Source organism: Leeia speluncae (assembly GCF_020564625.1).
Lineage (GTDB): Bacteria > Pseudomonadota > Gammaproteobacteria > Burkholderiales > Leeiaceae > Leeia > Leeia speluncae.
In genome coordinates, this window is the sequence record NZ_JAJBZT010000011.1 from 56,626 (window position 1) to 71,773 (window position 15,148).

General features: G+C 42.4%; 12 protein-coding genes. 4 read left to right on the top strand and 8 right to left on the bottom strand.

Going from position 1 to position 15,148, the window contains the following annotated elements; genetic code table 11:
* Nucleotides 1–71: 71 nt before the first annotated feature.
* The 5 genes from LIN78_RS15810 to LIN78_RS15830 all read right to left on the bottom strand — a co-directional run bounded on the left by LIN78_RS15810 (nt 72) and on the right by LIN78_RS15830 (nt 5,430).
* Nucleotides 72–776 (bottom strand): GntR family transcriptional regulator, encoded by a 705-nt coding sequence (locus LIN78_RS15810; protein ID WP_227181833.1) that lies wholly within the window; start codon nt 774–776, stop codon nt 72–74.
* A gap of 114 nt (nt 777–890) precedes the next feature.
* The gene (locus LIN78_RS15815; protein WP_227181835.1) at nt 891–2,153 is read right to left on the bottom strand and encodes an NAD(P)/FAD-dependent oxidoreductase; all 1,263 of its coding nucleotides are present in this window, start codon (nt 2,151–2,153) and stop codon (nt 891–893) included.
* Between the two features lie 28 nt (nt 2,154–2,181).
* The gene (locus tag LIN78_RS15820) at nt 2,182–3,207 is read right to left on the bottom strand and encodes a 4-hydroxyproline epimerase (protein WP_227181836.1); all 1,026 of its coding nucleotides are present in this window, start codon (nt 3,205–3,207) and stop codon (nt 2,182–2,184) included.
* An 84-nt stretch (nt 3,208–3,291) separates the two neighbouring features.
* On the bottom strand, nt 3,292–4,170 hold the full coding sequence (locus LIN78_RS15825; RefSeq protein WP_227181837.1) for a dihydrodipicolinate synthase family protein: 879 nt from the start codon (nt 4,168–4,170) through the stop codon (nt 3,292–3,294).
* A gap of 108 nt (nt 4,171–4,278) precedes the next feature.
* A complete protein-coding gene (locus tag LIN78_RS15830) occupies nt 4,279–5,430 on the bottom strand; it encodes a branched-chain amino acid ABC transporter substrate-binding protein (RefSeq protein ID WP_227181838.1) in 1,152 nt (383 codons plus the stop codon).
* Between the two features lie 385 nt (nt 5,431–5,815).
* Here LIN78_RS15830 and LIN78_RS15835 point away from each other — a divergent pair, with 385 nt between their 5' ends.
* The 4 genes from LIN78_RS15835 to LIN78_RS15850 all read left to right on the top strand — a co-directional run bounded on the left by LIN78_RS15835 (nt 5,816) and on the right by LIN78_RS15850 (nt 12,037).
* Nucleotides 5,816–7,255, top strand: a complete 1,440-nt coding sequence (locus LIN78_RS15835) for a hypothetical protein (RefSeq protein ID WP_227181840.1) — start codon at nt 5,816–5,818, stop codon at nt 7,253–7,255.
* A 443-nt stretch (nt 7,256–7,698) separates the two neighbouring features.
* Entirely contained in the window at nt 7,699–9,588 is a 1,890-nt protein-coding gene (locus LIN78_RS15840) for a GGDEF domain-containing response regulator (RefSeq protein WP_227181842.1), read from the top strand.
* A 57-nt stretch (nt 9,589–9,645) separates the two neighbouring features.
* Nucleotides 9,646–10,302, top strand: coding sequence for an alpha/beta hydrolase (locus LIN78_RS15845; RefSeq protein WP_227181843.1), 657 nt, complete (start codon nt 9,646–9,648; stop codon nt 10,300–10,302).
* Between the two features lie 112 nt (nt 10,303–10,414).
* On the top strand, nt 10,415–12,037 hold the full coding sequence (locus tag LIN78_RS15850) for a methyl-accepting chemotaxis protein (RefSeq protein ID WP_227181844.1): 1,623 nt from the start codon (nt 10,415–10,417) through the stop codon (nt 12,035–12,037).
* An 85-nt stretch (nt 12,038–12,122) separates the two neighbouring features.
* Here LIN78_RS15850 and cysB read toward each other — a convergent pair whose 3' ends face one another.
* The 3 genes from cysB to cysW form a co-directional block, all read right to left on the bottom strand.
* Complete coding sequence (cysB, locus tag LIN78_RS15855) at nt 12,123–13,052, bottom strand: HTH-type transcriptional regulator CysB (RefSeq protein WP_227181846.1); 930 nt, start codon at nt 13,050–13,052, stop codon at nt 12,123–12,125.
* Nucleotides 13,053–13,184: 132 nt separating this feature from the next.
* Entirely contained in the window at nt 13,185–14,225 is a 1,041-nt protein-coding gene (locus tag LIN78_RS15860) for a sulfate/molybdate ABC transporter ATP-binding protein (protein ID WP_227181847.1), read from the bottom strand.
* 20 nt (nt 14,226–14,245) lie between these two features.
* On the bottom strand, nt 14,246–15,139 hold the full coding sequence (cysW, locus tag LIN78_RS15865) for a sulfate ABC transporter permease subunit CysW (protein WP_227181849.1): 894 nt from the start codon (nt 15,137–15,139) through the stop codon (nt 14,246–14,248).
* Between the last annotated feature and the right edge of the window lie 9 nt (nt 15,140–15,148).

The window sequence follows — 15,148 nt, forward strand, 5'->3', positions numbered from 1 at the left end:
TGTACAAACTTTATTGGGGTAAATAAAAACCGTGGAACTACACCACGGCTTTTATGAATGTCTAATGTTGTTTAAACAGAAATATCTCTAGTGCTGTTTTGTCTCAAATAATCCAGAAAACGTTTCTGAAACAACACGGTATGTTCATGGGCAAGTTTTTCTGCCAAATCTGCATCTTTCATTTCAATTGCTTGGATAAGATCAATGTGATCACCGCCTAATTCATCATCCGAACTATGTTTAACCAAATAATCGAAATGTAAATGCAATAAGCGTTGGCCTTCTCCTAGTAACCTCTCATAGTGCATGGTTAAGTATTGGTTACCACCCGCTTTTGCAATCAGTAGATGCAAGGTTTTATTCGTTTCTGACATTGCTTGATAATCACCACTTTTTACTGCTTTTCGGTAAATGTCATGTGCCGAGTTAATGGCTTTTAAATCTTTATCTGATCGTTCTAAGGCTGCCAGCCGAGTAACAGAACGCTGCAATAGGTCTAAAGCAGCCACATATTTTGGAAACTCATCAATTTCAAATGGAGTAACTAATGTGGTGCGGTTTGGCAAAATAGTCACCAAACCTTCGCTTACCAATCTCGCTAGCGCATCTCTCACAGGAGAGCGAGACAAGCCAAACTGTTCAGCAAGTGAAATCTCATCTAATGGCGTACCAGGTTTAAGTTGTAGCGTTAAAATTTGTTTTCTTAACTCTTCATAAATATAGCGCCCGCTATGTCTTTTAGATGATGATTCTGCTTTCGTCTCTTGCTCGCTCATTGCCTAGTTCCTTACTACCAATTTTTTGCACACAGAAGAGTATACATAACTGGTCTAGCCTATGTAAGACGTCCGATTATGCAAATATGGTGAGTAACCTTATTTGGACATCATTTACATAAACCGAGTGGCACTAAAAGGCGCAAGATTAACCGGAGATGGATTACCACATGCCATTTCGGCGATGATCTTGCCCGTTGTTGCGCCCAACGTTAGCCCGAGTTGCCCATGTCCAAACGCAAGTAATACATTTTTGTACTTGTTTGAACGATCAATAATAGGCTTGGTATCTGGTAGGAATGGGCGATACCCAACGGCGGTTTCTGCGCCAATGACATTCATATCCGGGAAAATCTTTTTTGCCTTCTCCAAAATAATGTCTGCTCTTGCAAAATTAGGTGCTGCATCTTTACCAGCAAATTCAATCGTACCGCCAATTTGTAAACCACGGCTAAAAGGGCTAAAACTAAACCCACCATCTGCATAAATAACAGAGTGAGACAGTTGTTTTCCTGAATTGGGTAGGAGTACCTGATAACCAGCAATTCCAGCTAATGGAATACATAATCCCAATGATTTAAAAAAGTCATTAGAACCAACACCCGCAGCAACGACAATCTGATCGGCAGCAATATGTTTGCCACTCATCAATTTAACGCCCGTGGCGACATCTGCCCGATAATCTAGCGATACCACTTTGTCTTGAATCAGTATCCCACCCTGTTCAGTAAAACTGTCAGCGAGTGCTTGCAGAAAACCCGCAGTATCTTTTACGGTGCGCCAATCCTCAAACACGACACCATGGGAAAACTTACCAGCAAAGTCAGGTTCCAAATCACCAATTTCTTTACCGTTTACAATGCGAGACTTAAACCCTAGTGATGTACGAATATCAAAATGTGCTTTATCTTTCTCGATAGAACTGTAAGCGTCAAAGACTTCTAGCACCGGTGTACTACCTAATAAGTCTTTCTCTTTACAGTCATTTAGAATGAGATCGTAATCACTGTAAACATCACTGGTTAGGGTACCTATTGCTTCTGAAATTTCTAAAATCTTGCTATGCCTCGCTGATCCTACAAATCGAAGCAACCACGGCAAAATACGAGGAATTGCACTTGGGCGCAAAGCCAACGGACCTTTACTATCTAAAAGCCAACCGGGTACTTTTTTCAAAATACCAGGCTTAGACAGCGGAATGACTTCACTCACGGCCATTTGACCGCAACTCCACTTGGCGGTGGAGTCTGCCGGCGCAACTGGGTCAACTATCGTGACAGAAAATCCTTTTTTCTGTAAAAAAAGGCCGCAGCATAAACCAATAATTCCACCGCCAATGACGGTCACTTGTTTACCTTGGTTACTCGTTGTATTCATGGCAACATTGCTCATCTAGCAAATGGTTTTAGACGGATTTTTTTGGTGAAAAATCGGATAGATTGAAGCCATCAATGTAAGGTTGGCTAGGATCATAGTAGAATTCTGCTCTGCCAGTAATCCATGCTCGACCATCAATACTTGGCAAGATGGCTGGTAAACCACATTCCAACTTGGTTTCCTTTTCTACGCGCCCAATAAAACGGCTGCCAATTAAACTTTCATGCGTGAAACTGCCATCTTTCGCCAATAACCCGCGTGCGAATCGTTGGGCAACACGTGCAGAAGAGCCCGTCCCACATGGAGAGCGATCAATAAGACTATCGCCAGCAATCACTACTGATCGTCCATCTGAAGTTTCGGCTAATGCTTTCCCTGTCCACATGCAGTGTTTTATACCACGGATATCCGGGTTATCTGGGTGGACGATATTCATCGTTGCGTTAATGGTTTGTTGCATTTCACGACCCCAAACCAACAACTGTTCGGCATCAAAAAACTCACAACCAGGAAAGTTCTCTTGAACTTCGACGATGGGATAAAAATTGCCCCCATAGGCAATATCTACGACCAATTTACCTAGAGATGGATGAGTTAAGGCAACATCTTTATAGAGTAAAAAGCTTGGCACATTGGTAAAGCGTACTGATGTTACTTTGCTGCCCTCTTGTTGATAGGTTGCGGTTACTTTACCAGCTGGTACATCGACGGTGACTTGTCCGGCTTTCTTTGGCGTAATTAACCCTGCTTCTAAAGCAAAAGTAATAGAGCCAACCGTTGCATGACCGCACATTGGCAAACAACCAGATGTTTCTACAAACAACAAACTAAAATCAGCATCCTCACTGACGGGGGGATAAAACAGTGTGCCAGACATATGTGAATGACCACGCGGTTCTAACATTAACAATCTTCTTAGCCAATCGAAGTGTTCGATGAAATATAAGCGACGTTCATTCATCGTATGACCAACCAACTCAGGTGCCCCACTAACAACCATTCTTACTGGCATACCTTCTGTATGGCCTTCAATACACTTGAAAATATTGCTCATATTGTTTTCCGTATAGTCATAATGATTTGTTTAGACCGCACTTACCAAACTTAAAGTAGGGTAAGTGCGATTTTTCAAAAAAGATTACTTCTGTGAAGCTTCGAATACTTTTTTGAATTCTGCTTTTTCTTCAGCTGTCAGAGGTTGTAATGGCATGCGAGCATTACCCACATTAAAGCCTGCTAGTTCGCAACCATATTTTGCCTTTTGTACAAACTTTCCAGATTCCATGCTTGCCAGAACAGGGAAAAGTGAGCGCATAACGGCTTGGGCGCCGAAAATATCACCAGCTTTAAATTTGTTGTAAATTTCTACGGTCTGTTTAACCAAGAAATTTGCAGGGCCACAAATCCAGCTGCTTGCCCCCCATAAGAAGAAGTCCAACGCTTGATCATCTGAGCCGCAAGATAATTGGTAACTGTCAGCGTATTTATCTCCAATCTCGATCGCACGAAGTAAATTGCCGCTACTTTCTTTAATCGCGATCACGCGTGGGTGATCTTTAAATGCATCTAGCACTGAAAAACCCACTTCAACATTGGTACGAACAGGGTAGTTATAAAGCACCACCTCAATATCGGGTACCGCATCTAAAATAGCTTGATAATGGCCGATTAATTCTGGCTGAGAAGGTAACGCGTAGTATGGAGGTGCAATTAGCACAGCCTCATAGCCAGAGTCGCGTGTCATTTTGACTTGATCGATCACTTCACGCGTGTTTGAGCCATTTGCGCCTGCAATCAAAATACCACGGTTGCCGACAACTTCTTTTACCGTTTTACGAATTGCATTACGCTCTTCATTATTTAATGCATAGTATTCACCAGTAGAGCCCAATGGGACAAAACCACTAACACCAGCTGCTAATTGATATTCAATCACACTTGCCAGCGTATCGTGGTCGACCTCATCTTTAGCGTTAAAAGGGGTAACCAAGGCTGGTAAAATACCGGTTAATTGCATTATTTCCACTCCAAAAGAGAATAAAACTCAGGAATAAACTATTCCAACGACATTCATTAACTACAGTTGATGGGAAGTGGCAATTTGACAGCCACTTCCCTATTACGATTATTGGCCGTACTTCACTTCAAGCACTTTCCACTGACCACCTTTCAAGGTGTACAAAGTAGCTGCAGCTTGCTTTAAGTCACCTTTTGCAGTGAACTCAATTGGGCCGCTTAAGCCTTGGAATTTGTTAGTTTTCATTGCTGCTAGATATTTTTTAGGATCTGCAGAATTGGCTTTCACCATGGCATTGATCACAGCCCAAGTGGCGTCATAAGCAAGTGGGGCAAATTGAATAACGCCAGTACCAAACTTCGATTTCATTTTCTGATCGAATTCCTTACCTTTCGGCATGTTTTCGATTGGCAAACCGTAATCCCAGCTCAATGTACCTTCACCAGACTCACCTGCCATTTTGATGAAGGTGTCATTGGTTAAGCCGCCAATTGGCATGAATGCCGCTTTTAGCCCTAAGGCTTTAATTTGTTTTGCCATCGGTGCCGCTTGGAAATCTTCACCTACAAAAATGATGGCATCTGCGTTAGCAGCTTTCACAGCGGTTAGAAGAGAGGTGAAGTCAACCACTTTGTCACTAGTGAATTCACGCATGACAATATTGCCACCCTCTTTTTTGATCGCCTTACCAATTTCGTCAGCAGCACCTTGGCCGTAGGCGGTACGGTTATCAATCAGAACAATGCGCTTAGCTTTGAGTGATTTCACCACATAGCTACCGGCGTACTGCCCCATTTGGTCATCACTAATAATGACGCGGAAGACAGATTTAATCCCCTGGCTAGTAAGTACAGGGTTGCTAGAAGATGCAGAAATTTGAGGGATGCCAGCATCACCATAAATGCGAGAAGCAGGAATACTTGCACCAGAACCATAGTGGCCGATAACAGCTGCTACTTTGCTATCTACTAAGCGTTGTGCAACGCCTGTAGCAACTTTTGGATCACCTTGATCATCTTCTGATTGAATTTGGAACTTAACTGTGTTGCCGTTAATTTTCAGTTGTTTTGCGTTAGCTTCTTCTAGTGCAATACGCACACCACGTTCTTGATCCACCCCTTGATGGCCTGAAGCACCTGTCAATGGACCTGCAAAACCAATCTTTACCAATAAGTCTTCTGCAAAAGCAGTACTACCTACAGCCATTGTTGCCAGTGTTGCTAAAACAAGTGTTCTGCGAGTGAAATTTGTAGACTTCATGTGTCGTCTCTCCGTTTTGGCACGATTACTACATGGGGTTCAAAAAGTTGCTTCGCTTACATGAGGGGTGGTACATACCGTATACATGATTAATGTATGCATCTATGTATGCATAAATATTAAAGGATAGATTTTCAGCGTGTCAATAATGTTGTATACATTTTTGTATAATTATTTTTGTAGAGGAAACAACGGATGTCGTTTCTCTAAAGAAGTGTTGGTAAAAAAAGTGCGTAATAAGTGGGCTAAAGGTTGGCTGTCTAAGAAAATATGAATCGCCTCAAAAAAACGCTCTCACCGCTTTGTTGATGAATAAAGACAATTTAGATGCAGGATGCATAAATTGTTATGATTAAACAATTGCGTTTAATAGGTTTTGATTGTGATGAGTTTGTGGCGTATGAAGCTTTCCCGCCTTGTGTTGGCAAGATTGGGTGGGTTATTTAGTCTTTGTTTGTTTTCTTTTGGTGTCAATGCAGCAACTGATCCAATTGGTCATTTTCGAATTGAAATCGCAACATTTTCTTATCCTTTGTTATCTCCTAATGAGCAAAAATCGGTATTTAGCACCTTGCTAAAACAGCTTCATGTATCGGCGACATATCTCCCCTCTCAACTCATTGAAGGAAAGACAAAGAAAACCACCAAGCGTTTTCGTTTATTTGGAAATCTAGAGGGGGTTGGACCAATCCCTAGTCCTCATGTAGAGACTAAGGTCGAGACGAAAAGCAAGCAAGTTGATCTAAAAGTTGCTGCCTCGATAGATGCTCAAACGGCTCATTGGTTGTTGAGTTTTGATCTACCGTTAAAACAAGCTGAATTACTCGAACTAAATAGTATTAATGTGAATTCGTTATCTACGGATGCCTTTTATAAGCATGCGAGTATTCAATCTATGCCACTGCATCGCGAATATGGTGAGTTATTCCTTTTCCCTTTTATGCTTTCCCAAACGCCAGCAAATAATCAATTCTCTATGATGAATGTTCAGCTACCCGGGGCAGCCAATGAAGTCGGTAAGAGTGGGATAGCTTCAATCAAAGCTTCTTATACTGTTGATCATTCAAAGCAAAACTTGGCGTTGAAATTTGGCTATCCGCTCTCGACAGATGGATTATCAGCCGAATCGAAAGCACTCGTTGCACAGGGAGAGATTCCGGAAAGCGTGCAACTTTCCCAACTGCCAAATTATTGTATTGGATGTGAACCTATTATCCGAGAAATCATCATCCCTACTAACCTTCCTAGATGGCATAGAATGCGGGAGTATCAATCGTTTGGCTCTCAGATTGAAGTAGAAACACAAGGGGCTTATCAGTATTTATCCATGAAAGGTGCCGTTGCTCCAACTGGGAATGTACGTGGCTATCATCGATCTGAAACTTGGGCTAGCTATCAGGGTAAGTTAATTAACTACTCCGGAATGGTTGAGTTTGAGAAGCTAACCGATAATGATGTTTCGGTTCCTCCTGCTCTATCTTGGAATACCTCTAGACTAAATGGCAAAGTGTTCAACCCTGATATTCGTTTTATTCCAACTTCGCCAAAGAAAATGCAAGTCTCAGAGAAGGATTGTGCAGAAGTTATTTGCCAGCAAGTATTAAGAAGCATGAAGAAACAGTTGGCAAAAACAGATGCTGCACTACAAGAGGAAATGGCTAGTTATGTCCGCCTTGTTACTTCTCCAAAGAAAGTTTGCCTAGAAAATGAGGCTGAAAGTGTTTACGACCTTTCTGGGCGCTATATGCAAGGGATAGATTTACTGGGGGATGACTTCAAAATTACCGCGACACAAGCGGATGGAAAGCCTTTGCCTGCAGGTTGACGATTTAATAGTGAAGTGCGCCGGTTTTGCAAAGTAATTGTGCCATCAGCCCCGGTGAATAGCGAACTATTGGTTAAAATGACGGCAACTGACTCTCATGGGCAATCCACAAGCATGAGAGTAAAGTTGGATGTCAATCACCGTGATATTTTGGATCAACCGCAATAAAAAATAGTCGAGTTGAAAAAGCACTAAGTCCCAGTCTCATGCAGGGACAGGTTACTTTACATTCCAAGTATTTAGACTGTTTAAATACAAGTACCCATTTGAGAAAGATTGATATTTCCCAAAGAAATGCCCCTTATTTCATAATATTTTCTTCAATTTGTCATTTCACGCTTTACTTCATTCTTATATTCATCTAAATAGTATTAAGCATGCTAAAAATCACAACTGCGTGAAATATAACCATCGTTTAAATGAAATCTCACAAGTAAATACCCATGTCGGCACCAGACAAGAATGTACTAATTAAAAGGGTTCTCAGCTCTGCGGAGTTACCCTCGCCCTCTGCATCTGCGATGCGGATTATTCAATTAACGAACGATGACAATGTCTCTATTCGTGAATTGGAGCGGGCAATTAGTGCAGACCCTGCTTTTGTAGCGAAGTTATTAAAAGTCGCGAATAGTGCACGTACCACTGGGCGGGCGGTTGTCAGCATTAAAGAAGCGCTGATGATGGTTGGCTTGCCTGGATTGCGGGCGATTGTGATTGGTTTTTCTATTCTTGAGCATGATCAAAAACCTCGCTGCAAAGCGTTTGATTACAATCGTTTTTGGCTTCATTCTTTACTTGTAGGGTTAAGTTTTCAGGCGATTTCTACACGGGTTCGGCTGGCTGCCTTAGATGAAGCTTTTTCGATTGGCTTATTGGCTAATATTGGTTCTTTAGCGCTTGCTTCCGTTTTTCCTGAACCTTACGCCAAGTTATTAGATCACGTTAATAAAAAAACCAACTTAACGTTAGAACAAGTAGAAACGGATACATTAGGATTAAATCACTGGGAGCTGAGCGCGGAGTTATTGCGCAGCTGGGGAATCCCGTCTGTGCTTTATGCGCCAATTGAAGCGTATGGGTTACCCGATAAAGGGAGTTTGATTTCTGGTAGCCGTGAATATGGCTTACTTAGTGCACTTGCCTTATCGAATGTGATGGCAGATTTAATCTGCAACAAAGAAGCAAGAACAGCCGAAAAGATTTCTGATCTAAACCTCTGGAGTGCCCGTATTTCTCTAGAGATGACACAAGTATTGGATATCGGCCTACAGATTTCAGAAAGCCTACCTGCTTGGAGTTCGCTACTCAATTTAGACCCTTCAAGTTGGATGAATTTTGAATGGGTAACGGAAGTTATTAATTCCCCTGATGTACTGTCTAAGTCACTAGATACTTCCCAAGAAAAACTCACTTTAATGTTGGTGGATGATGAAAAATCTACCAGACTACTGCTGACCGAAATTCTGCAAAATGCAGGCTACAACTTGATTGTTGCTACAACTGGTGAAGAAGCGCTTTGCATGATGAACGATAGTCGCCCAGATTTATTGGTAACCGATTGGGTGATGCCAGGGATGAGTGGTCTAGAACTGATTCAAAAAATTCGTTCAGCTCCTTGGGGTAAATCGATGTTTACCTTGGTGCTCACTGCTAAATCTGAAGAGGATCATCTAGTCGAATCGTTTGAGGCGGGTACTAATGATTATGTGCCTAAACCAATTAAAGAACGGGTGTTGTTGTCTCGCCTAAAAGCGGGTGAACGGATGATTCGTTATCAAAGAGAAACCGCTCGGCAGTATAAAGAAGTACATGAACTTGCGGCTGAACTCTCTGATAGCAACCGTAAATTGCAAGAATTATCCATGACCGATTCGCTAACGGGGTGTTCTAACCGCCGTTTTGCAATCGAACATCTTGAACAGGCATGGGGTAAGTCGAGTAGAATGAGCGAGCCGCTCTCTTGCTTGGTAATTGACTTAGATTGGTTTAAGCAAGTAAATGACTTCTACGGGCATGAGCGCGGAGATGAAGTATTGCAGCTAATCGCCAAAACCTTAAAAACCGTCGCAGGTCCTCGCAATGAACTTTGCCGCGTCGGTGGAGATGAGTTTTGGTTAATTTGCCCAGGATTTGATGAGACTAAATCTCATATTTTGGCTGAAAAGCTAAGAGACGCTGTGGCAAAACTAAATATTAGTGCGGGTAGCCAACAGTGTACGATAACGGTAGGCTATGCTGAGAAAAAAGATGAAATGCCTGATGTCCGTTCGATGATTAGAAAGGCTGATCAGCTATTATATCTTCGAAAACGTGAGGCAAAAGCGAATCGATAATCATCATTTACTTAAGGTTCAATGCTTAAGTAATTGAACCTTATGGTAAAAATAAAATTGCAACGTCAAGAAACACAAACCATCCTTGTCTCTGGCCCTGTTGGCCAAATTGAAGTTTTCTGTGATTTTCCCTTAGCTGCAAGTCAAGGCATTGTCCTCATTGCGCACCCCCAACCGTTAATGGGGGGAAGTGCTGCACATAAAATCCCCCATTTATTAGCAAAGTTATTTCAGCAACTTGGCTATTCTGTTTTTCGACCTAATTTTCGTGGGGTTGGACATACTGCTGGCACGCATGATCACGGTGAAGGTGAAACAGATGATCTGGAAATTGTGACCGATTGGCTATTGTCTCAATACCCTAATCAAGCACTTATTTTAGTTGGTTTTTCTTTTGGTGCTTATGTACAAACCAAATTGGCAGAAAGACTCGCACAACGAAATATTCCGCTGACAGGACTATTTTTGCTCGGCACCCCTTCTGGCACGGTAGAAAGCAAACGGGTGTATCACACGCCATTGGTGAGTAAAGAAGCGGTTGTTATTCATGGAGAAACTGACGAGATTGCGCCGCTAACTAACCTGTTAGATTGGATTAGGCCACAGGGAATTCCGGTGATTCTTATTCCAGGCGCCAATCATTTCTTTAGTGGAAAGTTAATCGAACTACAAAATGTGATTAAGCAAAAAATGCGTTTAATATCACTCACTTAAATAAGTTAATTATTAATTTGTTAATATTTTATTTGACAAAGATTAATGTGCGTATATTGTGAAGTAGGCAAAATAAATACTCATAAAGCGCGAACAATTGATGGGAAGTGTTATGCAGAATAGTCAGTCTTCTTTAAAACTCCGGTCTGTATTGATCGGCGCCACCGTGGTTTCTTCTCTTCTTCTGATTATTTTACTCGTGGTAAGCATGGCAAGCTTGCGCAAAATGCAAGTTGCAGATGCAGAAGAACACCGACTAACCCAAGGATTATCCGTCAATATTGCAGATGCACGTTTTCATATTGTTCAAGTACAGCAATTTCTGACCGATGCGAGTGCAACGGGTGATAAAGATGGCATGACAGATGCCAAAGAACATTATGATGCATTGCAAGTCAACCTTAACAATATTGCCTCATTAGATAGCTCGATGTCTGCAGATGCTGGCCGTGTCACTGAGTTATCCAAAGTGTTTTTTGATGTGGGTAATCAAATGGCAAATGCTTACATTGCCAGTGGCAGAGATGCTGGCAATGCAGTCATGAAAAAGCCGCAGACGGGTTTTGATGATAGAGCAGCAGCATTAACCGATGAAATGGATAAACTTGCTAAGCGTGTAAAAGACGCTAACCTACTGATGGTGACGTCTAACCAGCAAAACATCGAACAATTCAGTATGTTGATTATCGGTTTAACCGTGTTAACGACCTTAATCGTGGTCGTTAGTGGCATCTTCACCTATAAAAAAGTGTTTCATACTTTGGGTGGTGAGCCTGCCGATGCACTAGCAGTTGCTGAAAGAATTGCCAATGGTGATTTGACCCATCGCATTACCGGTGAAAAAGGTAGCTTATTTGAAGCATTTGGTAAGATGCAAGATCAGCTAAAAGCCATGACAGGCCGTATCCGAGATCTATCGATGGAGTTACGTGCCAATGCCACCAACCTATCCACCGCTTCAAAATCTATTCAACAAAGTTCTCATCAACAAAGCGATGCCACTGCAACTATGTCTGACAGTATGCAACGTATTGCAGAAAATGTTGAGGTATTGGGCACACGTACATCCGATATTGGGGTAGAAGCGATTAACACCCAAAAGAGCATTACCAATTGTGAAGAGATGATTCACTCTACTGCGGATACGATCCGTAAAATTGCGACTGAAATTGGGCAAGCTTCGGATGCGGTACATGATCTTAATAAACAGACAGATCAAATCGCGAGCATTACCCATACTATTCGTGAAATTTCTGATCAAACCAATTTGCTTGCATTAAATGCTGCGATTGAATCTGCGCGCGCTGGAGAGGTTGGACGTGGATTTGCGGTGGTTGCAGATGAAGTGCGTAAGTTAGCAGAGCGTGCAGGGAATGCGACTGTCGAAATTTCTGCTCAAATTCAAGCAATTAGAGGTAGTGTAGATCACGCGGTAAGCATGATGCAGAGCAGCGTGAGCGCTTCAGCAACTAGCGTACAAGCAACCATTGATGCGAGTGAATCGATTAGCGGCATTCGTGAAAATACACATCAAATTACCGAGCATATTCAAGAAATTGTTAGCTCGCTCTCTGATCAGCAACATGCCATTAAGAGCATGAGTAGTGAAATTCAAACCGTTGCCCATCTAACCCTATCTAATCAAGCATCAGTAGATAACTCGGCCAGTGCTGCATTGCAAATGCAAAGCCATGCAGAAGAATTGGCAGAAGCTGCATCTGCTTTTAGAAGCTAATTATGTCAAAGTAGGTTTGATGTGCTTAAAGTAAAAACAGCCTCTTTATGAGGCTGTTTTTGTTGGTACGCCGAAAACAAGTACCTTACTCTTCTGCACGAGTAATCTGGCTTTCAATGGCTTCTCTCGTTAAGTGTGGCGCAAATAGTTGGATGAAATCATATGCAAAGCCACGGAGGTACGTGTCTTTTCTAAAGCCGATACGCGTTGTAGATGGCTCGAATAAATGGCTGGCATCAATTGCTTTTAGCCCAATGTCTTTTGCCGGTTCAAACGCCATGGTAGCGACAATGCCCACCCCCAAACCTAAGCTGACATAGGTTTTAATCACGTCTGCATCAATTGCAGTTAATACGACGTTAGGCTCAATTCCGGCTGACTCAAATGTTCTTTGCATTTTGCTGCGGCCAGAGAAAGCAAAGTCATAGGTCACGAGTGGATATTTACCAATATCTTGTAGTGTTACTTCAGAAAAATCTAACAGTCGGTGGCCGTCTGGCACAATCACACTTCTGTTCCATTGATAGCAAGGCAACATGACTAGCTCTCTAAACTGGTCAATCCCTTCTGTTGCGATGGCTAAATCTGCTTCACCACTAAGTACCATCTCGCAAATTTGTGTTGGGCTACCCTGCTTAATCGACAAACTTACATTTGGATATTGTTTCAAGAATGGCTGGATGACTTTGGGTAGTGCGTAACGTGCTTGGGTATGGGTAGTGGCAACAGTTAAGCTACCAGCGCTTTGGCTAGAGAATTCATCCCCTACCCGTTTTAAATTTGCCGCTTCCCGTAAGATTCGCTCAGATATTTCTAAAACGGCCTTACCTGGTTTCGTAATACCAACTACGCGCTTTCCATGACGAATAAACACATCCACACCTAATTCGTCTTCAAGCAAACGAACTTGTTTACTAATACCAGGCTGAGAAGTGTGCAACTTCTCAGCCGCGTCGGATACATTCAGCCCTTGTTTGGCAACCTCTACTAAGTAGCGTAATTGTTGTAGCTTCATGGTAATTAACCGACTTTCTCGTTCCAGAAATTAAATAGATAATCTATTTTTACATACGATCATGAAATAATAAATAACTTTTTAATTTCTTTTGGGTATATAAAGGTTAATTGCTATTTCGGTGCTACGCAATTAAATCACAAAGTCTTCCACACTATCGAACACTTGCACTTGCCTAGGTTTAAACCAAATTTGTTCCCCATGTCGCAGGTTCAGTATGGTTTGTCGCTCTCTAGATAACTCCACATCAATTGTTTCACTTTGATGTGCAATTTCTACTCGGACAACCGGGCCAATTGGATGAACAAATTTAACCGTTGCTTGCAATGCGCCTAGGCTAGCCTCTCTTTGAATCTCAATGTCGTGTGGGCGGATAAATGCAATTGAATCCCCCTCTTCATGGTGATTGGCAATATCAGCCCAACTACCATGCACACGGCTGCGAAACACATTGACGTTCCCTAAAAACTGGTAAACAAAGGGAGTCGCAGGTTGGCTATAAACTTCGTCCGGCGTACCTATTTGCTCTATCTTGCCTTTGTTTAGGACAACCACCTTATCGGCTACTTCTAGCGCCTCTTCTTGATCATGCGTCACAAAGACACTCGTAATGTGCATTTCATCATGCAGATGGCGCAACCAGCGGCGCAGTTCTTTTCTCACCTTGGTATCTAATGCGCCAAAGGGTTCGTCTAGCAGTAACACTTTCGGTTCTACTGCCAATGCTCGCGCTAGCGCGATGCGTTGACGTTGACCACCAGATAACTGCGAAGGATATCGATCTGCTAACCAACCTAGCTGTACCAAATCTAATAATTGGCTGACTTTTTTCTTGATCTGAGATTCAGATGGTCTTTCAGACTTTGGTTTTACCCGTAAACCGAATGCCACATTTTCAAATACAGTCATATGGCGGAACAAGGCGTAATGCTGAAAGACAAAACCCACATTTCTATCTCTTGTATGAAGGTGGGTAGCATCATTACCAGAGAACAGGACTTGGCCTTTATCTGCACTTTCCATTCCGGCGATAATTCGTAATAGTGTCGTTTTTCCGCAGCCAGATGGACCTAGCAACGCAGTCAATTCGCCCGTTGGTAAACTCAAATTAATATTGTCTAGCGCTACAAAGCTGCCAAACTGTTTAGAAATATGTTGAATATCGATACTCATAGTTCACTCCAATATCGTCTTTAGATTGACGCTACTTGTTGCGTAGGGATGCCATCGGGTGGCAATTCTTCTTGATTTGCTAGTTGTTTCTTAAGTCGCCACTCCACAACTGTTTTTAAGAGCAGCGTGATGAGTGCGAGGAATGCCAGGAGGGAGGCAACTGCAAAGGCTGCTTCCTGCTGGTATTCGTTATATAAAATTTCGATATGTAATGGCATGGTATTGGTCTCTCCACGAATATGGCCAGACACAACCGACACTGCACCAAACTCCCCCATTGCTCGGGCGTTACAAAGAATGACGCCATATAAAAGGCCCCATTTAATATTCGGCAAAGTCACCCGCAAGAAGGTCTGAAAGCCACTAGCACCAAGAGAGATGGCGGCTTCTTCTTCATCTTTTCCTTGTGCCTGCATGAGCGGTATTAATTCACGTGCAACAAAAGGGAATGTGACAAAAACGGTGGCTAAGACAATCCCGGGTAATGCAAAGACGATCTTGATATCGTGCGCTTGTAACCAAGGGCCAAACCAACCGTGAGAACCAAACATCAAGATATAAATCAGTCCACAAATCACCGGGCTGACGGCAAACGGTAGATCAATGAATGAAATCAGTAGTGATTTCCCTCTAAACTCAAACCGAGCAATCGCCCAAGAGGCGGCAACCCCAAAGACTAAATTTAAGGGAACGGCAATGACGGCGGTTAACAGGGTTAACTTGATCGCTGCCCATGCATCTGGCTCTTGAATGGCCGTTAAATAGGTTTCAATCCCTTTTCCAAATGCTTGTGCAAAAACATAAACTAAAGGTAAGAATAAAAAGGCTAATAAAAATAAAAGTGCAATGCTGATTAGGGTATACCTTACCCATGCTGGTTCTTGCGTTGACTGAGTGATTTTTCGGGTTGTCATTCTTCTTCT